Origin of the sequence: Desulfamplus magnetovallimortis, from assembly GCF_900170035.1 — a bacterium.
In the GTDB taxonomy this organism is placed as follows: domain Bacteria; phylum Desulfobacterota; class Desulfobacteria; order Desulfobacterales; family Desulfobacteraceae; genus Desulfamplus; species Desulfamplus magnetovallimortis.
The window spans coordinates 287,208-311,196 of sequence record NZ_LT828540.1; the positions used below are offsets into that span (position 1 = coordinate 287,208).

Below are 23,989 nucleotides of genomic sequence, written 5' to 3' on the forward strand. Positions count from 1 at the left end.
ATTTATATTATTTCATTCAGGGAAAACCTATGCAGCAGTTAATGAGTAAAAGCGAAATTGTTTACGGAATAAGACAACTCAACGTGTCTGATCGTCTTAGTGTCATAACATACATATGGGATGAAATTAAAGAATCTCACGAACTGGAAACTGTCTCAGAAGATGAGAGGAGACTTCTCCTGAACAGGCTGGGCGATTACAGAGCAAATCCTGATTCTGCAACAGACTGGACGGAACTGAGACAGGAGATTTATAAAAAGAAAACCTATAGAATGGTAAGTTAAAATTTGGAACAACAAAACTGTATGAAGGCCTTATTTTCAGGATGTTTTTGACAACTTTCATGACAATATTCGGAACAATTTCCCAGTTGTTTTTCATCTCTGCTGCTGCTGGCATTCTGGTGAGAACAAAAATTGTTTCCCCTTCCCAGATTCAGGCTTTGTCTGCCGTTACTGTCAATGTTTTTCTCCCATGTCTGATTATATCCAAAATAATATTAACATTTGATCCAGAAAGTTTTCCGCTATGGTGGGCACTGCCTTTGTCTGGCCTTTTGCTTGTATTTACAGGACTTATCTTTGCTGCTGTTCTTTTTCGTATGAAAAAGGAAAAGTGGCCTTTTCTGCCCTTGGCAAGCATGCAGAATGCAATTTATATTGTGTTGCCAATTGTCAAGATTATTTATCCAGATCAGTTTGATCTTGCTGCAATGTACTGTTTTCTTTTGACAATTGGGTTGACACCTCTCATGTGGAGTATAGGAAAGGTTCTTCTAACAGGAACAGGAGAGGCTAAGATTCAGAGGAGAGATTTTATTACGCCCCCTTTTGTGGCAACAATTATTTCTATTGTGGTTGTATTTTCAGGCTTTTCAGCAGTTTGATGGTTATTCAGGCATCGTCCCCTCCAGCCACAAATCTTATCCTTATTGTCAAAAACTACAGCGGGGATAATAACTCAATCAGCAGCATGATGTTTTTACAATACCTTATCTGCATACTGGCAATGCCATTGTGGCTTGCTCTGTGGCAAATTCTAAAATAAAAGGGCAGAACCTGCCTGCCCTTTTCAAAGTCAAGATGCCAAAATATTTTTCTGGAAATCTATAGATGTTTTATTCATCTATTACGAGATTATCACCTCTTACGGAATTATACTCCACATGGTAAAATCGTCACTTGTTGATTTCATTGTGATTGCAAATTGATTACCTGCAAAATCAATGCATGGTACAGTAATTGACAGATCATCATTGAAAACAATTGCCGATGCAGCATCATCATGCTGTGACAGGGTTGTCATGTCAGCTTCAAAGTCAAGCATTGTTCCGGAGTACTTGAAATGAATCCCGAATTTCATACCATTTAGATCAAGATGGGGCAGGGTAAATCCAAAATCACCGGCTAATGTTATGCACTCTTTGTCTGAGCTACCTGCATCCGGGTTTATGGCGCCATAGATAATAAGCTGCTGGTTGTCAATATAACTCCACCCTGCCTCAAGAATATCAATATCTGTTGTACCTTCCGGAAGGGGTTCAACCCTTATTATGGTAACTGATCTTGTTGCAGCGCCGGCATTGTGATCCCAGTCATAGTTGTATGGCCACTCCACATCCTGGTCGTCGGATTTGCTGGACTGATCAGGTGGGCTTGGAACTTTCTGGGGAACCACAACTCTGTAAGGGCCTGATCCGTCAAGTTTGTTCTCATCCGTAAGTACCCCTGTATCAAGAGGAGCGCCATCCCGTGTCATTGCAAGTATTGCCTTAAGACCGTTTTCAACATAAATGGGATCGCCGTGGCTTCTTCCTGCAACAGAAGGAGCAGAGTAGTCACACCATCCTGTATCAGGATTGAGGGCATAGTCAGCATCGGTTACATGGTTATAAACTGCTGGAGGGTACTGGTATGATTCCCCTGGCATATTACCATAAACATGGTAGAGTTCTGCTCCTTCCTCATAATTAAGGGGATGATACTGTGACCATCCATCAGGTGCAAAAACAGTTATACCTGTTGCTTGCTCTGTTAAAATTCCGGCATCATCCAGAAGATCCTTTAAGGGAACACCTGTGTACTGGGCATAGAAATCCCCGGATCTGCTTGTGTTCATTAAAAGAAACTGTGTGTGCTGTTGAAGGGCTTCAAGATCGCTTCTGGTGTATATTTTTGATGGAGCCATTGTTAAAAAAGGGTTATCAGAAGCATTTCCAGGAAAACTTCCGGCAGTGATCTCTTCCTGGTTGGTTGAGCCGTCATCATCTGAATCAAGTTCGTCAATTCTTGATATGGCGCTTTCGTTACGTCCATTATCTTTGTAGGCGTTTCCATAAGCATTGATTGTTTGTTCAATGTTGCTGTTTTCTCTTCCGTATTCGGTTTTGTAGTGACACCACTGGCAGCTTCCAAGGGATACTGTGCTGCCTGTACTTTTTTCATAACTTCCGCCGCTGTGACAAAGGGCGCAATGATCAAGTTTTGTGCCGGCTTTATCCGGGTATGCAGCAAGAAAATTTTCTGAATCCCGCTCACCTTCGTGGTGATAGGCAGCATATCCACTTGAAACAGATAGAAACAGTACCATGGAAAAGACAATGGCCATAATGGTCGTCCGTTTACTCATTTTTTTGTTTTCTCCTTGTTAAAAAAATTGAACTTAAGTGCTGTCTAATCAAATTGCCTGAAACATGATCTTAAAAATCCATTGCAAGTCTAAGAGTAAGACAGTTTTCCTTATCAATATAATCAGTACTCCCATCCGGAAGCACTCTTACCTTTATTTTGTCTGAAAAGTCGGTAAAGGAATAGTCAGCAACAATGCGGCACATGGGAAACATAATCCAGTTCATGGCTATGCTGAAAGCATCAGCCTCTTTTACTGAAACATGGGATGCAGGGTTTATCCAATCTTCATCTCCTGAAAAATGATCCATACGCAGAGCAAGTACAAATGCTCCCCATGTGTTTTCAGATGGGTTGAAAAAGCTGTTGGGATAAATGGATTTTAGAAGACCGTTGGAAAAATAGTGAGTCTCTCCTGTCAGTGCTAACGCTGCACTTAGGTACCAGTTTGAAAATTCGGCATCTGACTTAGGAGTGCTTCCGGCAGGATCAAGCCCACTGTATGTGAACCAGCGTTTTTCGGCCTGAAGAGCAAAAGGCCCTGATGCCCATGCAGCTTCAATACCAGTTCGTATTCTGTCATCAACATTTTCGATTACGCCGAATTTTGTGTTGTGGGTCAGTTCATAGATATTTCTTGAGGTTCCTGCCATTCCAGAGCTTTTTACACGAAGATCAATGTTTAGGTTATCTGCTTTTACAAAGGTTCCCGAGCATCCGAGATGCAGTGATTCAAGCCATCGGTTATTCACCATTTTAAATGGAACAACCACAACTCTTGCCGCAACTTCTGGTTCATCATGTTCGTTCCCCCTTGCGGAACCGTCATCTCCATCGCCATTGAAAAGCCCTGCTGAAAAGTAAAGGCGTTCCTTGAAAAGGGAAGTATAGCCCATTATCCCAACATCCCTTCCAGGAGAGAGATAATAACCCATGGAACGTTCGGCAAATAGTATTGCCTTGTTTTTTCAAGAATTTCCAGGCTGAAAGGTTCTTTAAACTGTCCGAACCTTATGCCGCTTGTGCCGTAAACAAATTCACCAAAAGCATCAACAAGGTTGCTTGTTTCATTGCCCTGAAACTCATACTCCATCCCGAACCTGAACCAACGTGTAAGCTGACCGTTAAAAATAAGTCTTGCCCTTCTTATATCAAAGCGGTTGTCTGAACGCTCCTCTTCATTATAATAGTGGTAATCTGACTGAAATGAGCCTCCAAGCCTCATTTCAATCCCGCCTTCTTCTTCAGATTTTATGTAAAAACCCCCTTTATATCCTGCAAAAAAAATTCGTTCTGCAAAAGCTGTTGCAGATATTGATAAAACCATAAGTATTACAATGAATTGAGTTGTTCTGCGTAAAACTTTCCTGAAAAAAATTGTCAATTGAAAATAACCTCCGCATACTTAATTTATCGGGTGGTGTCCCAAATCCGTTGATCTGATAAGAAAACGACTCTATTGATAAGTATTGACTCTATTGATAAGTATTGACTCTATTGATAAGTATTTCCAAAGAGTCGTCCACAGGTTTGGAACACTACCATTTATCGCAAATATCTACGTATTCACACAATTTGAATATATAATGGGAAGAATGAGAATAGGTCAATATTAAAAAGTTGTTTTTATTATAAAAATCTAAAAACAACCAATATTGACCAGAAATAACATATGGAGGGTGCTAATGAGGGTTATTGTAATGGATATCTGTGGTATCTTACATTTTTATCTAAAGGTATTGTGCAAATCTTTTTCAAGTTGATGTAATATTTCCGAAGCTTTGTTAAAATCAAATTTTCCAATGATATCTTTAAGTTCTGTACTTTTTGGTTCAAATATGGAACCTTTCAGTTTTGTTGCCAGCATTTCTATATGCCTTGATGCTATAAAACTCTTTTTATCCAGCAAATTGGCAATTGCCATAAGGTCAGATTTAATCTCATCAGAATCATGAGCTAGTTTAGAATCATGAGGTAGTTTAGAATCATGATGCAGTTCAGAACCATGATGCAGCTCAGAATCATGATGCAGCTTAAAATCATGATGCAGTTCAGAATCATGAGGCAGTAAGGAATTAGTAATTCCCTGAACAGCGATACTATCCACTGGCTCACCGTTCATTGCATTGTTTTCAAAAATTTCGCCGTTGATGGATTTTTCAATAATTTTATCAATTGCAAAAAGTGTATTTACAAGAACATTGTTAAAATCGCCATAAAGTGAGAGTAAAACTTCTTGTGATGCACTATTTTTAAAACCATTCTCAAAGGCTTCCGAGGCAAAAGAAAGAGCTTTAGCACCAAGATTTCCGGCCTCTCCCTTTATTGTATGTAGAGTAAGTGCAAGGGCTTTTTGATCATCTGAGTGAATAAGATCAAGAATTCTCCGGCTTGTATTATTGTTTTGAGTGCGAAACTCTTTTAACAGCTTTTCATATAGCTTTTGATTTCCTGATAATCTTTCCAATCCTTCATCAATATTTACTAAATGCGGTTCTGTAATATTCCTGATTTTTCTGTATAAGTTATCAGAGTTACCTGAGCTTACAGGCAAGTCATCAAGGTTACCTGAATTTACAGGCAAGTCATCACAATCCACTGCATTATCTGTTAGGCATTTATACAGAACATTATAGAGATTTTCAGGTACGATTGGTTTGCTGACAAAACCGTTCATTCCGGCTTTAAGGCAGGCTTCTTTTTGTTCTGTCATTGCATGGGCGGTCATGGCAACTACCGGAAGATCCTTTAGAGTTTGTTTGGCTCTTATTCTTTTTGTTGTTTCAATGCCATCTATAACAGGCATCTGTATATCCATCAGAACAACATCAAATGATCTTTTATTCAGAAGTTCCAGAGCTTCCAGACCATTGCCTGCAATGGTAATATCCATTTCTGCAATCTGTAGAATCTCTGAGGCCACCTGTTGATTGATGCTATTGTCCTCCACCAGCAGAATTTTTGCCCCTTTTCTGGATTTGAGAAGTTCAAGTGCCTTATCCTTATGAGATTCCCTTTTCCCTGGCATGGAAAAGTCTTTGAAAAAAGCCGAGATAATTGCTTCGACAATATTTGAAGAGGTCAGCGGCTTGATCAGAAATCCGTCAAGATCAATTTTGTCAGCAGCTTTCATGACCTCTTCCCTGCCATATGCTGTGATAAGAATAATTTTGGGTTGAAAAAAATTTTCATCCATTCTGCGAATTTTTATTGCAGTCTCAATGCCGTTCATCCCTCCTGGCATGAAATAGTCAACAATAACAAGCTTAAATGGATAAGTTTTAGCGGCATTTTCAAGTTCAGCAATACCTTCTTCTCCAGATGCAGCAAGAGATACCTTGAAAAGGCAGGATTCAAGCATTCTCTGGATTACTTTTCTGGATATTTTATTGTCATCAATTACAAGAACAGGCATGTTCTGAAGAGCTTCATCAACTAAACAGGATGATGATTTTTTCATTACACTTTGCTGAAAAGTGGCACTGAAATAAAAGGTGCTGCCCTTGCCGAAATCGCTATGAACGCCAATTTCACCGCCCATCAGAGATACAATTTTTTTACTGATGGAGAGACCAAGGCCGCTGCCACCATATTTCCTTGTGATTGAAGTATCAGCCTGGGAAAATGATTTGAACAATTTTTTCTGCTGTTCCTTTGTAAGACCAATACCTGTATCGGATACAGAGAAATGCATGGTAATATTGTTATCATTGTCCTGAACTTTTTTGATGGACACTAATACATGTCCTTTTTCTGTAAATTTAATACTGTTGTTTATAAGATTGATAAGCACCTGGCCAAGCCTCATTGGGTCTCCAACCAGGGGAATTGAAATGTTTGAAAGTGGAGACATCAGAAGCTCCAGTTTTTTCTCTTCAGCTCGTAATCCAACAACATTGAAGACATTGTTAAGAACATCTTCCAGAAAAAAGTCAGTTCTCTCAAGTTCAAGCCTTCCAGCTTCAATTTTTGAAAAATCAAGGACGTCATTAATCAACCCCAAAAGCGAGATTGCCGCAGAGTTTATTTTTGTCAGATAATCACGCTGTCTGTATGTGAGATCGGTGCGGAGCAAAAGGTGAGTCATACCCATTACAGCATTCATGGGGGTTCTGATCTCGTGGCTCATATTGGCCAGAAATTCACTTTTGGCCCTGGTGGCAGAATCAGCTTTTTCAGCCATAAGTTTTATATTTTTATTTGCTTCTACAAGTTCCTGCTGGGTTTCAGTAAGTTCACTGTTAAGTTTTTTGAGCTTGATATTCTGGCTTACAAGCGTTCTTTGCATGTTGACAAATTCATTGTTCAGCCTGCTGATCTCATTAAATGCCTCTTCGGAAAGACCATTAAGTGATTCATAAGAGAGAATGGCGTTTTTTTGACCATTTCCCTTTTCAGTCAAATTATTTTCTGAGGCGCTATCTTTATGTGAAGAGTCAAGTGAGGCGGAATCTGATTGCCAACCTTCATCAGATGTTTCAAGTGAAAAATCATCATCTGTTTCATTAATCTCAGGTATGGTTGCAGACATAAAAACCTTATCACCCTGAAGAGATAAACTGAGTAAAAAAGTGGCAGGCATTCCAAAGTAGTTAAGGCTGAATGGCTTATCAATAACAGGCTCTTTGCGACGAAGTCTGTCAACAAGCTCTTTCCAATCCTGCCATGAAGTATCTGCAAGCACCTCAAGTACATGTGTTGGCGTTCCGTCAATGGGGCCTGCGCCAAGGCTGTCGTGTATAACTTTTATAAGCTTGCCGCTTTTGGTAAAGAGATACTCTGCCTTTTTTTCATCATATATATTATCCATATTGCCTTACCGTTTATACTTCATTGTAAAATTTCCATAACATGCTGACATATAACGACTTTAATGGATTGTTGTGATGCCATCGGAATCATGAGAGGTCATTAAAAAGTCTCCATAACACAATGATTTATTTCAGGCCTGTTCCTTGGATTCTAAAATGGATTTTGCCACAGAAATTGCATCCTCTGCATTGGAGGCAAACCCTTGTGCTCCTAAAAGCTTCCAAAGTTCCGGACGGCTGTTTAAAGCAATCCCTCCCACCATGATTCCGGTCTCTTCTCTATTTTTTTTCACCTCTTTTATAAGCTCCTGGGTATTTTTGAGATGAAACATCATGGTTGTTGAGATGGCAAGTATGTGAGCTTTTTCTGAAGCAACTGCTTCAGCCACTGTTTTTGACGGGGTATTTGCACCAAGGAAAAGTGTATTCCATCCTTCAGACTCAAACATGTCTGCCACCATTCTTATGCCCATTTCATGAAGTTCATTGCCAACACATGTTGCAATCAGGATATTATCGTTTTTATTACCTGACATTATGTAGGGATAGAGTTGTGCCATTATAGATTGTGTCATTGCAGTAAAAAGATGCTCCTGGGCAACCGAGATGATTTTGAGCTGCCACAAACGGCCTGTCAAATACATATCCGGCTGAAATACCTGAAGATAAATATCCTTGACAGGTGTACCTGATTCAACTTTTTCAATGATGAGATTAGATGCAGATTTTCGATCACCTGCAAGAACGTATTCTGCATATTGTTCAGCAAGTTTTCTGTAAGGGGCATCTCTGCTTATGATTTCATCAAGCTCCCTGATTACTGCTTCTGAAAGCATTGTTTCTCCTCTTTGCATTGTAGTGCTTCTCATTTTCTCACAATAGACATCTTTGGCTTTTTGAGTAGTGCTTCTTCAAGTTTAAACTATCGGGAGACTTTTATTTGATCTTTGTACACTTTCGTTTGTAAGATTTACAAATGCAGCCTGATTTACAATAAACCAGTGATAAAGCGGATAGATTTCATCAAAGGTTTTCTGTGAAAGATGATTTTTCATTACCTCCACCCAGTTGTTAAGCTGAGCCGGCCAGTATGATGCATTGAAACCATGGGAACGATAGGTTGTATAGACCCACAAAACTGTTTCAACAAGATTTTCAGCATCCGGAAAGGCAAGTATTGTCTCGACATAACGGGCGTGATTGCTGTGATTGTCCAGCATCATTGCAATATTCTCCTTTCCTGTCATTTGAAGAATATCTTCACGGGCCTGCATACGCATGTTCAGTTCACTTACAAGAAGTTCCCGTTTGTTTTGCCACTCTTGCAATGCTTCCTGAGTTGCAGGCTGGATTTTCTGTGCTGTTTTAACAAGTTGCTCTCTATCCATAATAACCTCTTTTATGAGTTTTTTAGGTTTTTAACTTGGCATCCTTCATACAGCCATCAAAGTACTTTAAACTTTCCAGAGCAATATTCCTGAAAAACGGGAACACCTCTTAAGGAAAGTGTAAAGCGGGAAATGAATGATGCCCTGATTTTTTACATATTTATTATATCCATATTAGTCAGGATATGGTATCTTTTTTTTGATAAAATGAAACTGAAAGTATTGTACATTGAAGAGGATATTTTTTGCAGATGAAAGAAGACAAAAAAGGAAAAATACTCATAGTTGATGATACACCTGTTAATATAGAAGTTCTTGGTGAAGCCCTTTCTCCTCAATATGATATCAGGGTTGCCACCTGTGGCAGGGATGCCCTCTACCTTGTTGCCACAGAGCTTCCTGACCTTGTTCTTCTTGATATAATGATGCCTGAAATGGATGGATATGAAGTTTGCAGAAGAATAAAAAATGATTCCGGAACATCAGGTATTCCTGTCATATTTATTACTGCAAAGGCCCATAAAGAAGATGAACAGAAAGGGCTTTCTGTTGGGGCAATTGATTATATTACAAAACCATTTAATCTTGATATTGTGAAGGCAAGAATTAAAAATCACCTTGAATTGAAATGGACAAAAGATGCACTTATTGAAGCCAGCAAAGCAAAAAGTGATTTTCTTGCAACAATGAGTCACGAGATACGTACCCCCATGAACGCCATTATCGGTATGACCGAACTTGCCTTGAACACAAAGCTTGATATGGAACAGAGAAAATTTCTGACAATAATCAGGGACTCTTCAAATGCATTGCTGGCACTTATAAATGACATTCTGGATATTTCAAAAATTGAAGCAGGAAAAATTGAGCTTGAAGATGAGACCTTTAATATAAGGGAGACAGTGGAAGCAGTTATAAGCACATTGACAGTAAATGCACATAAAAAGAAACTTGAAATCTTATCACATATTCTTCCGAAAACACCTGTATGGGTTGTTGGCGACAGAATGCGCCTGCGACAGATACTTGTTAACCTTGCAGGCAATGCCATCAAATTTACAAAGAGCGGTTATGTACTCATAAAAGCCTATACTCAGGAACCTGATGGTGATTTTTTATGGTACCATTTTTTAATCAAAGATACCGGAGTCGGCATTCCTGAGGATCAGATAAAAAGGCTTTTTAAAGCATACAGTCAACTTGATAACAAAATGACCCAAAAATATGAAGGGACAGGTCTGGGACTTACCATTTCCAGGCACCTGACCACACTTATGGGAGGAAAGATATGGGTTGAAAGTGAACCCGGGTGCGGCAGTGAATTTCATTTTACAGTACCCCTTAAAAAAGGGATATCTTTAATTGACCAGAAAGAGAGCGTAGATCAGCAAGCAAACAGAGTTCTGATTTTTGATACCCTTGAACCATCCGGAGCTATGTTGAGCGATCTTCTTGCTGAAGCAAACTGTTCAGTAAAACTTGTGACAAATATCAGTGACGCACGTAAGGCACTTCATGAAGCTGCTGAACAAAGTAATATCTACGATTTTTTTCTTATTGACCACGAGAGCACCGGCATTACTGCAAAAAGTATCCAATTTGTTTTTAAAGACCTGGTTGAAAGTTCAGCAGCAGTTGTTGCTTTTTTGCACTCATCAACCCTTTTACTTGATAAAGATGAAGAATCAGGCCATATCTCTCCACGCTTTATCCCCAAACCTCTGACATTAAAAGAGATAAAGTGCTTTATTGAAACTGCCGGTAACAAAGAAGAATGCATCAAAAAGAGTAACGTTGATTGTGAGGTTGAAGGTCAAGTTGATTGTGAAGTTGAAGGTCAATTGGATGATGGAAAGGTAAAATCACGGCATGATATGCCTTCACTAAATGTGTTGCTGGTTGATGATACTGATTTCAATCTTTTTCTTGCAAATAAATTGCTTGAGATGCGGGGACACAATGTTTTTGAAGCAAGGGACGGCAGTGAAGCACTTGAAGCCCTCTCAACAAGGGATTTTGATGTTGTTTTAATGGACATCTCCATGCCTGTCATGGATGGAATTACGGCAACCCGTTTGCTGAGGGCATGTGAAAATGGTGACTTATATGATATAGATGAAAAATCTGTTTCTTTATCACTGCTTCAATCCATTGAAAAATTTCGCAAGGGGAAAAAACCTATCCCTGTAATTGCCATGACAGCACATGCCGAGCCTGAACAGGAAAGAGCCTGCCTTAATGCCGGAATGAATTTTGTGGTGACAAAACCGTTTAAGCCGCAAACGTTTTTTGATGTACTTTACACTGTTCTTTCCAACAGTTCGGGAACAGCTTTGAATTCAAGCAGTTCATGAACATTTCTGTAATAACTTGCCCATTTATCTCCACCATATTCGGGGGACTCTGACCCTTAACCCATGGGATTCAATTTTAAAAACTTTTTTAATTTTTCAGAGATCAAAAGATCTTGTTTGAGATTTTCCCAAAATTCATATGCCATTTCCTTTGTTTCCATCAAAACCTCACGATTGATGATTAAAGGTTCAGGGTCATACTCTTTAAATGCGTATGGCCGAAGATGCCCGCCAGGTGTCGGGGCGAAACCCATTGAGCACATGTCATAAACCGGCAATAGTCGAAAACCATCTCCATCAATGGCAAGACTGATGTTACCGAGGTGCATATCCGAATTATTGATATAATGGCCGAAATGCCAAAGCACCTCTGCCTCATAAACGTGATCCCACTTTACCAGCTCTCGCTCAGCCAGAGCTTTGAGTACTGCAGGCCAGTTTTCCCCTAATCCCACAAATTCACTATCAATTGACCGAAGAGATATCATTGAACTGCGGCCAATGGCTCCATGTCTGTCAAATCTGTTTGACTCAAGAAAAAGCTGATTGTCAATCTCCGACAGCTCAACATCTGATGTTGAGAAACCATAACTCTGGAGAGTTTTTGTTGCGTGGTATTCTGAAATTAAAATATCTCTCCATCTTTCTGCGATCTCATTTTTTTCAGTCGGGGAAAATTTTACGATAACATGTGATAAACACTCCTTGCAATATACTGCAAATTTGGGTTGCTCACCACCTGCCGAAGAGCCCGGTACCTCACCGGCAATGGCATTTTGGGCAAGCTGTTGATATTCATCTCTTGAATATTGCGTTGTTTTTTGGGGAATGCGTAATAGTAATGATTCTCCAAGTCTTATGTTGCCATGCATGTCATCCCCATTGATCATGAGAAACTTACCAATATGCTCACTGTTCCATCTTTCAGGATTTTTCGGAAACCCATCAGACAATGAAGCCATGGTTTCCGCAATTTTTTTTCCAAGAAAACCTTGAGGCCGTAAGTCATATAGAAAATAGGGAAGATCGTCATAAAGCCCGTTTAGGCTATCGCCCAGCAATACAGATGGTGTATCTTTTACTGATTCTACAAAAAATCCACCGTGCAAAAGAGGCCTGAGATAGGCAATAATGGAGCTGTTTCCAGACAGATCAACCGTTGAAATTGGTATTCTATTTCCACCTCCAAAAGCCTCTCTGGACATGGCATATCTGGGAGCTCGCCCATCTTGAATCCGAACGATTTTATCCCCCATGGCTTTCAATTTAGTGGAAATCGAACCTTGGGACAATCCGGTATATGCCTGAATCTCCTTTGATTTTGCTGGGCCTCTTTTGAGGTATTCTTTAATGGATTCCATTTCTCATACAAACTTCTCTTAAAAATAACAAATCAATAGATTGGCCAATAGATAAATATCATTATTATTAAAATAAAATCAAAGTTTTATTGAATTATATTAATGCTTATTCCGATAAATAATTGGTTTTGTCTAAAATATTATACATGTATCATTAATGATTCAGTGATCCGTATCTTCATTTCGCCGGACTTCAAAAATTGAAGATCAAAAAGATCCGGTTATCCTGTTATTACAGCCACTTGTTAACGTTAAGTATCTTATTCACCAACTCACCTTAAAATACCTTCGTTTCTCACGATTATTTAACACCTTGCTGCAAGACGCCCAATCAATATTGGAAACATTTTGGTTATATCTTACTTCAAATGGATTTTTATCCGGTACACTATCAATGATTTTCCTTGCTTCCTCAATTTCACCCTTTGCCACCTCAATCCAGACATCTTCTAAAACATCGGGTAATTGCCCAAAAATGCTGGTAATATTCTTCAGTCGTTCTGATAACAAATCATGAACCCTGTCTTCCACTGAATCCTTGTATCTCATATTGTAGATGTGGACTGTATCATTTATCTGTCCGATTCTTTGAACACGCCCTTTTCTCTGCTCCAGTCTCGTGGGATTCCATGGTAAGTCCAGGTTAATTAATGTGCCAAGTGTTTGTAAATTAAGACCCTCAGATGCGGAATCCGTACCAACTAAAATTTTATATTTATGGGATTTTACACCGGCTTTGATTGTGTCTTTATACTCTTTTTTAAAATAGCCGTTAAAGAAAACACCTGATTTATCTCCTCCGGCATAAAGGGCAATTGCAACCGATGGAAATTCTGACGATAATTTATCTGCAACCCAAAAGGCAGTGTCATAATATTGAGAGAATATGATCACGCCTTTTTCTTTCCAGCCATCTTTTAAAAGCTCAACGGTTTTCAGGAACTTTGGATCAGTTGCCTGATTAGACTCCAAAGCAGCTACAAAAGCGTTTAACAACTCTTTTTCTTCCGCAGTAAGATTCTTTAATTCAATTTGTTTTGTATCTGTTGTTTCTTCTTCATTGTCCTGCTCATCAGAGAACTCGTCAAAACCGTCCCCCCATTCTCTCAGCATTTTTTGACCTGTTCTTTTTCCTGCTTCCAAAGATGATCCAATACGTTTCAATAACAAAGTTCTGAAAAAACCGGCACTCTTGACTCTCTGGCCCAATAGCTTGCAAAAATCTTCCGCCAGCTCATAAGCATCTTTCATATAACCGGTCAAAATTAATGCTTCCTCTTCACTCTCTCCGTGCAGTTCCACATTGATTCTCTGGAGGTAAGGTTCATTTGTTATGGGGTCAATTTTGTTTTCTAAATATGATCTTTCACGTCTTACAACGTGGCGGATAAACGGATTCCTGTGAGCTTCATCCACAATCACACACTCATATTCACGCTTTAATAAATATTGTGCTGTTTCCGAACCCAAAGAGATCAGCCCCTGTGATATAATGCCGATCCTTCTTGGACATTTAACAATGTCAATCCTGCCTCTATTGGGATATTTAAGACCGTTTTCATCTATCCACTGCCGACCGTCCCACCCTGCCGACGGCAGATCAAGAAGGGCATTCATCTCGTCCTGCCATTGCCAGATCAAGGTTTTTGGTACAATTATCAAAACAGGTTTGTCACCATACAACGCCATCAACTGGGCACCCATTGCCAACTGAATCGTTTTGCCCAGACCAACCTGATCCGCCAGAATATATCTTGCTCCAAAGCTTTTCTTATGGTCTCTTAACGCCAGATCCACAAAATATTTCTGATGCTCCCACAAACCCAGATGTTCACGGTAAACAGGGGATTCCACAGCAACTGCTGCTGCTTGGCTCTTTTCCTCTTTCCATTTTACAACTTCATCTATTTCTACCCGCTCTGAAATCCTTTTAATGTCTTCAATGATAAAATCACTCAAATCCCTGGCACTGATATCATTCCACAAGCTATCAAACTCTTCCTGCACCCAATTCACAGCTTCTTCTGAATCATCTTCCCAGGCAAGTTCATAATTGATTTTCCACGCTGTTTTTGATTCGTTCACACTGCCGAGAAATGATCTTTTCTCTCCATTCTCCAATGTAATCACACCGGCTTTTCCGTGAATTAATCCAAATTTGTCATTTGGTAAAACCCGTATCTGCATTTTGCCGGACTTCAAAAATTCATAAAGCCTTTTAAAACGATTTGCCGCATTTTCAAGCTCTTCCGGTTTCCCCTCGCACCACTCTTTTCTCATTGAAGCATTGGCAAGTTTAGCTGTACGCACATCTTCTGCCAATAGTTCGGAATTGCAAACAATCCTGATTTTACCGGAAACTGATTCTAAAGCTTCTCCAGCTACTTCAAAAATTGAAGATCGAAAAAATCCGGCTATTCTGTCATAGGATTTTGCATTCGTTAAGCTACGATTTAAAAGTGAATCCGCTATGGATTCCCTTATTGATGAGAAACGATTTATCACGTTAAACCTGTTTGTTTTTCTTTTCACTCAAGCTATTTATTTCAATATTTCCTGCCTGCATTTTTATGGATTCCAGCATTTCCTTAAACTGTTCTTTTGTGAGCATACCCTTATGGAATAATGATTGAAGCAGTTCAACTTTCCCTTTAAGCATGCCTTCATTGATGTAATGTTCTGATATTGTAGTTGCAGTAAAGCTCATTTTGACCTCCTTTTTAATATTTTCCACTATTTCTTCCGGTAATTGTTTATAGGCACTGACCCATTGCTCAATCAAAAGTTTTTTATCATTATCAAGCAGAGCTTCCATTCTGGCGACGGCCTTATAAATCTCTCTTACAAGATATTCCCTGTCAATGCCTCTGTCATCAGCCTTTAAAGCAAGAAGTTTACACATGAGTGAATGCTTTTGCACAAGTTCTGAACTCTTTTGAGATTTTACCTTGATCACGTCAAAGTGGCAGTGCTGTTTCTCCATTTTATCGCTGAAACCATACCAGAAAGTATCAGGGATATCTTTTCTCCATACAGCATCATCAGTATATACAACAATGCTCCACACAGGACGCTGTCTTAAAAGCCAGGCATAACAAAAATATTCAAATATCCGGGAGGATACATCAACCCGTTTGCTCATATTTTCAATCTGAATCACAATATCATGGAAAACTTTATCTATCTCAACTTCCATTACAAGGAAAAGATCATCTTTAAGACTCTCTTTCAAGGCTTCGTACTTGCTGATAAATTCCTTATCTATAAAGGTATATTCTCCAATTGATCGTTTTGGAAAATAGTGTGCAAAAAATTCTTCAGTAAATGATGCGATTAGCCATTTCATCAAGGCATCATGTTTTTTAGGGTTTTTCATGGGTTTGCTCTTCCTTTCTTCTGACTTATTCATACCCGTTTGGTAATCAGTATCAGTGAATTAAAGCATTTACAAATCTATTTTCGAAGTACCGCAAAACTCACTTTTTTACCCATATACAGCCAAAATCGACATATAGTTTGCGTCTCAAAAAACATTGAATTTTGAAAATGTTAAACTGAACACAACACAAGCCAAGTTTTGGATTAACTTTTCAAAACAGTGTTTATGAGTGACTTTTGCGGTACTGCCTATTTTTAATTTCCATGGAAGAAGAAAGTTACACACATACAAACGTCAAAAAGTTTATAAGTATAACATGCTATTTACTCAAAATCGACATCTTATTGCGTTTTTAGCAGAGAGTTTGCATTTGTCTGAATGAGGATAACCAGGACAATAATAGTATCCTAAACCTTAGTCTGAATGAGGATAACCAGGACAATAATAGTATCCTAAACCTTAGTCTGAATGAGGATAACCAGGACAATAATAGTATCCTAAACCTTAGTCTGAATGAGGATAACCAGGACAATAATAGTATCCTAAACCTTATAAAACGAACGTTCGTTCATTTTTCTGTTGACATTTCTCTTTCTTCTTTATAGATATTCCAAAATAATCAAGTTTTCAGCCAAAAGAGAGGGAGGATAATACTCCCTACAGTTACACCTTGAAAGCACAATAGCCAGGAGAAACATATGTCAAAGTTTATGAGTGAAAGAAATATACGTTTTATGATGAAAGATGTCTTTAATCTGCCATCTCTTACAGAATATCCATACTACAGCAGCCACAATGAAAAAGTATTTCAAATGATCATTGATGCAGCACTGAAACTTGCCGACAAAATGTTGTATCCGGTTCTTGGAGAGATGGATAAAAATGAGCCTTGCCTTGAAAATGGAGAGGTCAGGGTGCATCCTGTTGTTAAGAAACTCATGAAAGCATATGGAGAGGGGGGATGGATATCAGCAGGTTTTCCCGAGTCCCATGGCGGGGATCAGCTTCCTGTATCCATAACCGGTATCACAAGATTTATCTTTGCTTCTGCAAATTACTCAGCAAGTGTCTATCCGGAACTTACCGCAGGTGCGGCAGAGCTTATCACAACCTTTGGTACCGAGGAATTGATTGAAGCATATGTGCCGATGATGCTTGAAGGCAAGTGGCAGGGAACCATGGCCCTTACAGAACCACAGGCAGGAAGTTCGCTTTCTGATATTACAACCACCGCATACCCTTTAACAAATTCAGAGAAGGGCGGATCTGAAGAGTCTGATATAAGGAAGGTCTATAAAATCAAGGGTCAAAAGACCTTTATTTCAGCAGGAGATCATGATGGAGCAGAAAACATCATACATTTGATGCTGGCACGAATTGACGGTGCTCCCGCAGGAGCAAAGGGTATTTCTCTTTTTGTGGTGCCCAAAAAAAGGGTTGATGAAAAAGGCAGACTCATTCCAAATGATGTCAAGGTTGCAGCCATCTATCACAAGCTTGGTTACAGAGGCGCTCCTATTACAGAGCTTTCCATGGGTGAAAAGGATGATTGTTTTGGCTGGCTTGTGGGTCAACCCAACAGAGGGCTTGCCCAGATGTTCCAGATGATGAATGAAGCAAGACTTGGCGTTGGAATGGGAGCCACAGCCATTGCAACTGCTGCCTATTATGCTGCACTTGACTACACTTTACAAAGACCCCAGGGCAGACCCATCACCCAGAAAGATCCTTCAAGCCCACAGATTTCAATTATTGAACACACTGATGTTAAACGTATGCTTTTGTTTCAGAAATCTGTGGTTGAAGGTGCTTTGTCTCTAATCATTCAATGCTGCCTTTATGCTGATCTTGAAAAGGTCACCAAAGGAGAGGAAAAAGAGAAATACTCTCTTCTTCTGGATCTTCTTACACCAGTTGCCAAAACCTGGCCTTCAGAGCAGGGGATTCTTGCCACAAGCCAGGCCATTCAATGTTTTGGGGGTTATGGTTACTGTGATGATTTTCCGGTTGAGCAATATTTCAGGGATTCAAGAATTCATCCCATTCATGAAGGTACAACCGGAATTCAGGGAATGGATCTTCTGGGAAGAAAGATCATAATGAAAGAGGGCGGGGCAGCATTCCTGTTTATTAATGAGGTCAAAAAAACCATTCAATCGGCATCTTCTGTTCCGGAGTTGGAATTTCATGCATCAAAACTTGAGGATGCAGTTAAATGCCTTGAGGAGGTCATGGTTTTTCTTTTACAGGTTATGCATAAAAAAGGTGTTGATCACTATCTTGCAGATGCCACACTTTTTCTTGAAATGTTCGGTATTCTCGCTATCTCATGGCAGTGGCTCATTCAGGGAGTTGCAGCTCAAAAAGCACTTTCTGACTCTGCCGCCTGTTCCAGAAAGGATGCTTTTTTCTATAAAGGAAAAATTTATGCAATGAATTATTTCTTTCGTTATGAACTTCCCAAAATGCGCGCCATTGCGGTAAGGTTGACAGATGGGGATAATCTGACTGTTGAGATGGAAAAAGAGTGTTTTACTAATTTCTGAAAATCAATGAGATTTCGGGCATCATCATTTTACCGTGAAAATGACTATTATTTTTATATTTGGGGCTGATTAATACGTAATCAATCATGCCTGTTTATAACGTACATGGCTGATGATAGCCACAATCGAAGAGATGAAAGTCGTTTTAAAAACAGCCACTTACTGAGACTTTCATATAAAAACATTAAGGAGAGTAAAACTTCATGAGTCGGCTTATATACAGAACAGAAGGAAGAACAGGATATCTGACACTTAACAGACCTGACAACTACAATGCTTTTGATGAAGATATGGTTGTTGAGTTTGAAAAATTCATTTCACAGAGGATGTATGATGAAAGTGTTTCTGTGATTATTCTGGATGGCGGAGATGCCAAAGGTTTTTGTGCAGGGCTTGACATGAAATCATTCGGCCCTGAAATATTCAGGATGAAGCCTTGGGATGCCTATAATGCACAGGCAAGGATGTCACGTCTCATGCTTGGTTTAAGAAGAATTCCTCAGCCTGTAATCTCCTGTATTCACGGTGCAGCAGCAGGTATTGGATTTTCCCTTGCAATGGCATCGGATATCAGGATTTTGGGGGTGGGGGCAAAGTTTTCAGCAGCATACATAAATATTGGTCTTGGTGGGGCTGATATGGCATCAAGCTATTTTCTGCCCCGTCTCATAGGCTCCGGAAGAGCAAACGAATATCTTCTGACCGGTAACTGGATGGATGACAAGGAGGCCATGAACCTTGGTTTTGCAAGCCGCCTTGTACCCAAAGAAAAAATGATTGAGACAGCCACTGAAATTGCAAATGTCATGTGCAGCAAAAATCCTCTCGGTATCCGAATGACCAAGGAGGCCATCAATATCAATATTGACGCAGGCGGCCTTGAAGCAGTTCTTCAGATGGAAGACAGAAATCAGATGATGATTGCCTTTGGAATGCATGTAAATCCTGAAAAGTGATTTAGATTCTGCAAACTCCCTTATATACTCAAAATAGACATTTTATTGCTTTTTCAGAAGTTATTGCAGTTGTCTGAACCAGGATAACCAGGATGGATAGGATGTTCAGGATGATAATCCTGCCTTATCCTGTTCTTATCCTGTTAATCTGGGGAATCCTGATTCAGAAAGTGTTGACAAAACTTAAAAGATCATAGGTGTCGATTTTGAGTATAAACTATCAAGTTACAACAGGAAATGAGAATAGATCTTCAGGATACGCTCTCCCATTGAATCAATGGTATGGTTTTTCAGGACTTTTTTAAATGCATTTTCCACCATTTTTTCTCTCTCGGTACTGTTTTTAATAATATGCATTATCGTGTCGGCAATCTCTTCTGGATTACCGGCCTGAAAAAAGTATTCCACTCTCTCCATGGCTGATGATATCCATGTTTCCGCCAACCCGTGATGCTGCCACTGGGCATAGGGAGAACATGGCTTCAAGAATTGACTGTGATATCCCTTCAACTTCTCTGCTTGCAAGAAGTTTGCAGTCAAAAGCACTGTAATATGGCCATGTGTTTTCCCTGAAGCCTGTAAAATGAATGATAGATGAGTGCTTACGTATGAGTGCCCTGCTACTACTGTCAAGATCGTCCAGAAAACCCTTTTCTCCATCTCCCACAATAACAAGATGATATCCTGGAATCTTTTCTGCAACAGAAATAAATCCATTGATGATATCCATGACTCCCTTGTCAATTGAAACACGCCCCACATATCCAATAAATTTGGCATCAGGAGCAACCTTTAATTCTTTGGTAAGGGCATTAATAGAAGAGTCCCTGTCAGGAAGAGGAACAGGTGGATTAATGCCGCTTGGGATTGTTATGACCTTGTTCCCGTCAAGCTCCAGGGCAATTTTCAGATGCAGGGTTGTATAATCTGCTGTTGTAAATATGTGCGTACAGAGTTTCTGATACAATAGTTTGTTGTACCATGTAGGGGAAACATCAGCGCTTATGTGCCTTGAGAGGATACTGCATGGAATCGGGCTTTGATATGCTGCTGCAAGAGCAACCTTTGAATCACTATTGCCATGGGTATTTAGAATATCGGGTTTAATTTTTACATATAGTTTTTTAAGTGTAAGAAAATCTTTCAGCATTGTTCGGGATGTAAATTGAACAGGAAAGTATTGCCACTTTCTGCTGATAGCTTTTCGGGAAAGGGGAGTATTCGGGGGGGCTGCAATAACAATTGTGTGACCTTTTTCCTCCATCCAGCGGGATTCATTGAAAACCCTTTTTTCAAGCCCCCCCAGTTGGTATGGCAGGTGGTGTGCATTATGGTAAGCTGTTGCTTCATATGAATAAGGCCGAATTTAAAGTTAGTCCTAAAGGCGTTGATAACGATGCATTATGGTAAATGTTGCTTCATATGAGTAAGGCTTCAATACGTTGAATGTCTTCGATCAAATCCACCTCGGGCGAGTCATGTTCCGTTATGGCAACCTTGATGGCATAACCATATTCAAGTACTCGTAATTGTTCGAGTTTTTCAATTTTTTCCAATGTCCCGTCTGAAAGGGTAGTTATGGTATCAAGAAATTTTTTTGTATATGTATAAAAGCCAAGATGTTTATAGTAAGCGATATCTTCGGTGTTATCCTCTTTATCTCTTGGAAATGGAATCTGGGATCTTGAAAAATAGAGGGCATATCCATTGTTATCCATAACCACCTTGACATCTTTTGGGTCGGTAATCTCCCTTGGATTGACAATCCGGCAGGCAAGGGTTGTCATGTAGATCCCCTGGAGTTTAGCACCATTTTCAAAAAATGGGGCGAGCATCTCATCAATGCATACCGGATTAAATATGGGCTGATCTCCCTGAATATTTACAACAATATCATCCGGTGCAACTTCAAGCATATTGGCTGCAAAGGCCACCCTGTCTGTACCGGAACGCAGAGAAGAGGGGGTCATGAGAGCCTGACCGCCAAAGTCACCTACTGCACTGAATATCCGATCATCGTCTGTGGCCACAATAACTCTGTCAATGGCTTTGGATTTGAGAGCCTGTTCATACACCCTCTGGATCATTGGTTTTCCTGCAACCGGTATAAGAGGTTTCCCTTCAAGTCGCTTTGATCCATATCTGGATGGAATAATTGCCGTAACTTTCATTAAAATATCCCGCTACATTTAAAAATCTTGCTACATTTTAAGATAAAGAGATCTTGCCTTTTCCCTTGTCATTATCTCTTTCCAGTTTTTTCCAAGGCAGTTTTCCCATAGAGGGTCAAGGCTTAATGCCACGCTGATCATTTTTTCAAGTTGTTCTTCATTAACCCTTGAAATAATATTTCGCGGAAGATTGATATAATTTCTTTTCATCATCTCCCTGAACTCCTTTACACCTTCCGGATAGAACTCCTCAAGATAGTCAAATGCTATGCAGCACCCAACTCCATGCCGTGTGCCAAGTATGTATGAAAGGCCATATGAGAGGGCATGACAGGCACCCACCTGTGAATAGGCAATGCTCATTCCGCCAAAATATGATGCCATCATAAGTTTCTCTTCTGATTCAGGCTCATCATCCAGAAATACATTCCGGCAAAGTTCAAGGGCCTTTTCACCATAGGCACGGCTGAATGTATTAATAAAAGTTCCCTGAAGAGATTCAATACAGTGGATGTAACAGTCCATTCCTGTGTAGAATCTCTGAAGCCCGGGTACATCTTTTATAAGATTAGGATCAAGTATTACCTGGTCAAAAACTGTGTAGTCAGAATTTATACCAAGTTTTCTTTCAGGACCTGTTAACACCGTTGTTCTGGATACTTCAGCGCCTGTGCCTGACAGGGTTGGTATGCCTATATGATAAATACCCTGGTTTTTTATAAGATCCCACCCCTGGTACTCATGGGAACACCCAGAGTTTGTAAGCATCAAAGAAACGGCCTTGGCAAGATCCATGGTGCTGCCCCCACCAATACCTATTACTGCACATGGAAGGGTCCTGGAATGATTATGAACTTCAAGGGTAAGTCTGTCCACATATGTTGTTTTAGGTTCGTCATCCACATTGACCCATATAAGCAGATCGTCATCATGCTGGGGAATACGGCTTTCAAGTTCCGTTGCTACAAAAACATCATCCACAAGAAATGCAACCCACGAATCAGTGTATTGTCTTCTTTTGTCAATGATATTGTCAAGTTGATAGAAACAGCCTTTGCCAAATACTATATTGGGAACAGTTCTAAAATTTTTTATCATGGGTTTTCCTGTATTAGAAAAAAATGGTTATCATGCAGCTATAAATGCACTCTTTATTGATTCAATTCTCTCTTCTATCTCCTTGTTGCTCCATGAGAGTTTGATCTGCATTGATATTGTCCTCTGCATTATGGAATCTGACTGAGGAAGGCTCAGGGCGCTGTAATCAGGTATGATATCAGGGGATATGGATTTCATTTGTTGCAGTGGAAGTTTTGCAGATGTTTTCATCTCTTTTAGATGGTGCCAGTGTCGCAGATAGTGCCAGTTATTGTTATACCAGTAAAAGCAGCCGTCAACTCCGTTGGCTGCAAATGCTTTCATAATTTGCTGTGCACGATTTGCATCTGGCAGAAAAAAAGAGATAAAGGTTGCGGAATCACCGTCCGGATCGGGCAATTGACGGAATGAAACATCATTAAACAGGGCAAGGACATTTTTTATCTCCTGTTTGTTTTTGCGTTGGATTTCGATTATTGCATCAAGTCTGGAGAGCTGTGCAACCCCAACAGCGGCATTGAGTTCACTTATACGGTAATTTGCACCAAGTATGGGGTGATCATCAGCGCCTCTGTCAGCTCCGCCAAGATGGTCATGTCCGTGATCTGAATATTGATGGGCAAGGTCGTAAAGCTGCTTAGAATTGGTTATGATACCGCCTCCCTCACCGCATGTTATTGTCTTGACAGCATCAAATGAGAAGCATCCCATATCTCCAAAGGTACCAAGTGATTTGCCATTAAAAGAAGCTCCGATGCTTTGACATGCATCTTCTATCAGGACAAGGTTGTGGGCTTTGCAAAAAGATTGAATTTCATCAATTTGAGCCATTGCACCGCACATGTGAACAGGTATTACAGCACGGGTTCGACTTGTGATAACTTCTTCAAGTTTTGAAGGATCAAGACATAGGGTTTCATCAATTTCTGCAAAAACAGGAACAGCACCAGCATTCAAAATTGCTTCAAATGTCGCAACGAATGTAAAAGGAGGGACAATAACTTCATCTCCTGCTCCAATGCCGCAGGCAGCAAGTGCTGTTGAAAGAGCTGCAGTGCCGCTTGAGCAGAGATGAGCGTATTTTGCACCGCTCTTTTCACATAGTTTTTTTTCAAAAGTTGCAGCTTTCCAGTGTCCTTTTCTGGCATTGTCAAACCCATATCTGAAAAGGACTCCTGTCTCCAGGACATCCATTACTTCTTTTCTTTCCCTGTCTCCAAAGAGCTCAAAACCAGGCATCAGAGCCTCCCATATTTTTAAAAATCTATACTTTTTGATATTGTTATGTTTTCCAATCA

Annotated in this window: 20 protein-coding genes; 6 read left to right on the forward strand and 14 right to left on the reverse strand. The window is 39.9% G+C overall.

Annotation, left to right across the window (positions count from 1 at the left end):
• Positions 1-29 precede the first annotated feature (29 nt).
• The 3 genes from MTBBW1_RS01185 to MTBBW1_RS30145 are packed head-to-tail and all read left to right on the forward strand — an operon-like array spanning position 30 to position 1,047.
• Positions 30-284 carry an addiction module protein gene (locus tag MTBBW1_RS01185; protein ID WP_080797985.1) on the forward strand — a complete coding sequence of 85 codons (255 nt, stop codon included), beginning with the start codon at positions 30-32 and terminating at the stop codon, positions 282-284.
• A gap of 47 nt (positions 285-331) precedes the next feature.
• Entirely contained in the window at positions 332-886 is a 555-nt protein-coding gene (locus MTBBW1_RS01190; protein ID WP_245809209.1) for an AEC family transporter, read from the forward strand.
• A complete protein-coding gene (locus tag MTBBW1_RS30145; RefSeq protein WP_342743871.1) occupies positions 886-1,047 on the forward strand; it encodes an AEC family transporter in 162 nt (53 codons plus the stop codon). Before MTBBW1_RS01190 ends, MTBBW1_RS30145 begins: the two co-directional genes overlap by 1 nt.
• Before the next feature lie 99 nt (positions 1,048-1,146).
• On the opposite strand, the gene MTBBW1_RS01195 is transcribed toward MTBBW1_RS30145, so the two are convergent.
• The 6 genes from MTBBW1_RS01195 to MTBBW1_RS01220 all read right to left on the reverse strand — a co-directional run bounded on the left by MTBBW1_RS01195 (position 1,147) and on the right by MTBBW1_RS01220 (position 8,826).
• Positions 1,147-2,628, reverse strand: a complete 1,482-nt coding sequence (locus MTBBW1_RS01195) for a GEGP motif-containing diheme protein (RefSeq protein WP_139786618.1) — start codon at positions 2,626-2,628, stop codon at positions 1,147-1,149.
• 70 nt (positions 2,629-2,698) lie between these two features.
• Positions 2,699-3,562: a porin gene (locus tag MTBBW1_RS01200; protein WP_080797989.1), complete on the reverse strand. Its 864-nt coding sequence runs from the start codon at positions 3,560-3,562 to the stop codon at positions 2,699-2,701.
• The gene (locus MTBBW1_RS30275) at positions 3,523-4,011 is read right to left on the reverse strand and encodes a porin (protein ID WP_080797991.1); all 489 of its coding nucleotides are present in this window, start codon (positions 4,009-4,011) and stop codon (positions 3,523-3,525) included. Before MTBBW1_RS30275 ends, MTBBW1_RS01200 begins: the two co-directional genes overlap by 40 nt.
• 342 nt (positions 4,012-4,353) lie before the next feature.
• Positions 4,354-7,437: a response regulator gene (locus tag MTBBW1_RS01210; RefSeq protein ID WP_080797996.1), complete on the reverse strand. Its 3,084-nt coding sequence runs from the start codon at positions 7,435-7,437 to the stop codon at positions 4,354-4,356.
• A gap of 132 nt (positions 7,438-7,569) precedes the next feature.
• Entirely contained in the window at positions 7,570-8,274 is a 705-nt protein-coding gene (locus MTBBW1_RS01215) for a cobalamin B12-binding domain-containing protein (RefSeq protein WP_186441019.1), read from the reverse strand.
• An 81-nt stretch (positions 8,275-8,355) separates the two neighbouring features.
• On the reverse strand, positions 8,356-8,826 hold the full coding sequence (locus tag MTBBW1_RS01220) for a hypothetical protein (protein WP_080798001.1): 471 nt from the start codon (positions 8,824-8,826) through the stop codon (positions 8,356-8,358).
• A gap of 251 nt (positions 8,827-9,077) precedes the next feature.
• Between MTBBW1_RS01220 and MTBBW1_RS01225 the strand changes: the two genes are divergently transcribed.
• A complete protein-coding gene (locus MTBBW1_RS01225) occupies positions 9,078-11,180 on the forward strand; it encodes a response regulator (protein WP_080798004.1) in 2,103 nt (700 codons plus the stop codon).
• A gap of 56 nt (positions 11,181-11,236) precedes the next feature.
• Here MTBBW1_RS01225 and yjjJ read toward each other — a convergent pair whose 3' ends face one another.
• The 3 genes from yjjJ to MTBBW1_RS01240 form a co-directional block, all read right to left on the reverse strand.
• The gene (gene yjjJ, locus MTBBW1_RS01230) at positions 11,237-12,541 is read right to left on the reverse strand and encodes a type II toxin-antitoxin system HipA family toxin YjjJ (protein WP_080798008.1); all 1,305 of its coding nucleotides are present in this window, start codon (positions 12,539-12,541) and stop codon (positions 11,237-11,239) included.
• 264 nt (positions 12,542-12,805) lie between these two features.
• On the reverse strand, positions 12,806-15,073 hold the full coding sequence (locus MTBBW1_RS01235; RefSeq protein ID WP_222423964.1) for a helicase-related protein: 2,268 nt from the start codon (positions 15,071-15,073) through the stop codon (positions 12,806-12,808).
• On the reverse strand, positions 15,048-15,917 hold the full coding sequence (locus MTBBW1_RS01240) for an RpnC/YadD family protein (RefSeq protein ID WP_080798011.1): 870 nt from the start codon (positions 15,915-15,917) through the stop codon (positions 15,048-15,050). The genes MTBBW1_RS01235 and MTBBW1_RS01240 overlap by 26 nt, the downstream gene beginning before the upstream one ends.
• 701 nt (positions 15,918-16,618) lie before the next feature.
• Here MTBBW1_RS01240 and MTBBW1_RS01245 point away from each other — a divergent pair.
• Positions 16,619-18,466: an acyl-CoA dehydrogenase family protein gene (locus tag MTBBW1_RS01245; protein WP_080798014.1), complete on the forward strand. Its 1,848-nt coding sequence runs from the start codon at positions 16,619-16,621 to the stop codon at positions 18,464-18,466.
• Between the two features lie 203 nt (positions 18,467-18,669).
• Complete coding sequence (locus MTBBW1_RS01250; RefSeq protein WP_080798017.1) at positions 18,670-19,422, forward strand: enoyl-CoA hydratase/isomerase family protein; 753 nt, start codon at positions 18,670-18,672, stop codon at positions 19,420-19,422.
• Between the two features lie 225 nt (positions 19,423-19,647).
• Here MTBBW1_RS01250 and MTBBW1_RS01255 read toward each other — a convergent pair whose 3' ends face one another.
• From MTBBW1_RS01255 to MTBBW1_RS01275, 5 genes are read right to left on the reverse strand one after another with little or no spacing between them, the layout of a single operon-like run.
• A complete protein-coding gene (locus tag MTBBW1_RS01255; protein ID WP_080798020.1) occupies positions 19,648-19,839 on the reverse strand; it encodes a glycosyltransferase in 192 nt (63 codons plus the stop codon).
• Complete coding sequence (locus MTBBW1_RS01260) at positions 19,805-20,788, reverse strand: glycosyltransferase (protein ID WP_342743877.1); 984 nt, start codon at positions 20,786-20,788, stop codon at positions 19,805-19,807. Before MTBBW1_RS01260 ends, MTBBW1_RS01255 begins: the two co-directional genes overlap by 35 nt.
• Before the next feature lie 52 nt (positions 20,789-20,840).
• Positions 20,841-21,593, reverse strand: coding sequence for a 3-deoxy-manno-octulosonate cytidylyltransferase (gene kdsB / locus MTBBW1_RS01265; RefSeq protein WP_080798026.1), 753 nt, complete (start codon positions 21,591-21,593; stop codon positions 20,841-20,843).
• 30 nt (positions 21,594-21,623) lie between these two features.
• A complete protein-coding gene (locus MTBBW1_RS01270; RefSeq protein WP_080798028.1) occupies positions 21,624-22,691 on the reverse strand; it encodes an iron-containing alcohol dehydrogenase family protein in 1,068 nt (355 codons plus the stop codon).
• 30 nt (positions 22,692-22,721) lie between these two features.
• Entirely contained in the window at positions 22,722-23,930 is a 1,209-nt protein-coding gene (locus tag MTBBW1_RS01275) for a DegT/DnrJ/EryC1/StrS family aminotransferase (RefSeq protein WP_080798029.1), read from the reverse strand.
• Between the last annotated feature and the right edge of the window lie 59 nt (positions 23,931-23,989).

What these genes read in the sequence shown, in the direction of transcription:
- MTBBW1_RS01185 (WP_080797985.1), top strand. Translation starts at nt 30, where the DNA reads ATGCAGCAGTTAATGAGTAAAAGCGAAATTGTTTACGGAATAAGACAA.
- MTBBW1_RS30145 (WP_342743871.1), top strand. Translation starts at nt 886, where the DNA reads ATGGTTATTCAGGCATCGTCCCCTCCAGCCACAAATCTTATCCTTATT.
- MTBBW1_RS01195 (WP_139786618.1), bottom strand. Translation starts at nt 2,628, where the DNA reads ATGAGTAAACGGACGACCATTATGGCCATTGTCTTTTCCATGGTACTG.
- MTBBW1_RS01200 (WP_080797989.1), bottom strand. Translation starts at nt 3,562, where the DNA reads ATGGGTTATTATCTCTCTCCTGGAAGGGATGTTGGGATAATGGGCTAT.
- MTBBW1_RS01210 (WP_080797996.1), bottom strand. Translation starts at nt 7,437, where the DNA reads ATGGATAATATATATGATGAAAAAAAGGCAGAGTATCTCTTTACCAAA.
- MTBBW1_RS01215 (WP_186441019.1), bottom strand. Translation starts at nt 8,274, where the DNA reads ATGCTTTCAGAAGCAGTAATCAGGGAGCTTGATGAAATCATAAGCAGA.
- MTBBW1_RS01220 (WP_080798001.1), bottom strand. Translation starts at nt 8,826, where the DNA reads ATGGATAGAGAGCAACTTGTTAAAACAGCACAGAAAATCCAGCCTGCA.
- MTBBW1_RS01225 (WP_080798004.1), top strand. Translation starts at nt 9,078, where the DNA reads ATGAAAGAAGACAAAAAAGGAAAAATACTCATAGTTGATGATACACCT.
- yjjJ (WP_080798008.1), bottom strand. Translation starts at nt 12,541, where the DNA reads ATGGAATCCATTAAAGAATACCTCAAAAGAGGCCCAGCAAAATCAAAG.
- MTBBW1_RS01240 (WP_080798011.1), bottom strand. Translation starts at nt 15,917, where the DNA reads ATGAAAAACCCTAAAAAACATGATGCCTTGATGAAATGGCTAATCGCA.
- MTBBW1_RS01245 (WP_080798014.1), top strand. Translation starts at nt 16,619, where the DNA reads ATGTCAAAGTTTATGAGTGAAAGAAATATACGTTTTATGATGAAAGAT.
- MTBBW1_RS01250 (WP_080798017.1), top strand. Translation starts at nt 18,670, where the DNA reads ATGAGTCGGCTTATATACAGAACAGAAGGAAGAACAGGATATCTGACA.
- MTBBW1_RS01255 (WP_080798020.1), bottom strand. Translation starts at nt 19,839, where the DNA reads ATGGAGAGAGTGGAATACTTTTTTCAGGCCGGTAATCCAGAAGAGATT.
- kdsB (WP_080798026.1), bottom strand. Translation starts at nt 21,593, where the DNA reads ATGAAAGTTACGGCAATTATTCCATCCAGATATGGATCAAAGCGACTT.
- MTBBW1_RS01270 (WP_080798028.1), bottom strand. Translation starts at nt 22,691, where the DNA reads ATGATAAAAAATTTTAGAACTGTTCCCAATATAGTATTTGGCAAAGGC.
- MTBBW1_RS01275 (WP_080798029.1), bottom strand. Translation starts at nt 23,930, where the DNA reads ATGCCTGGTTTTGAGCTCTTTGGAGACAGGGAAAGAAAAGAAGTAATG.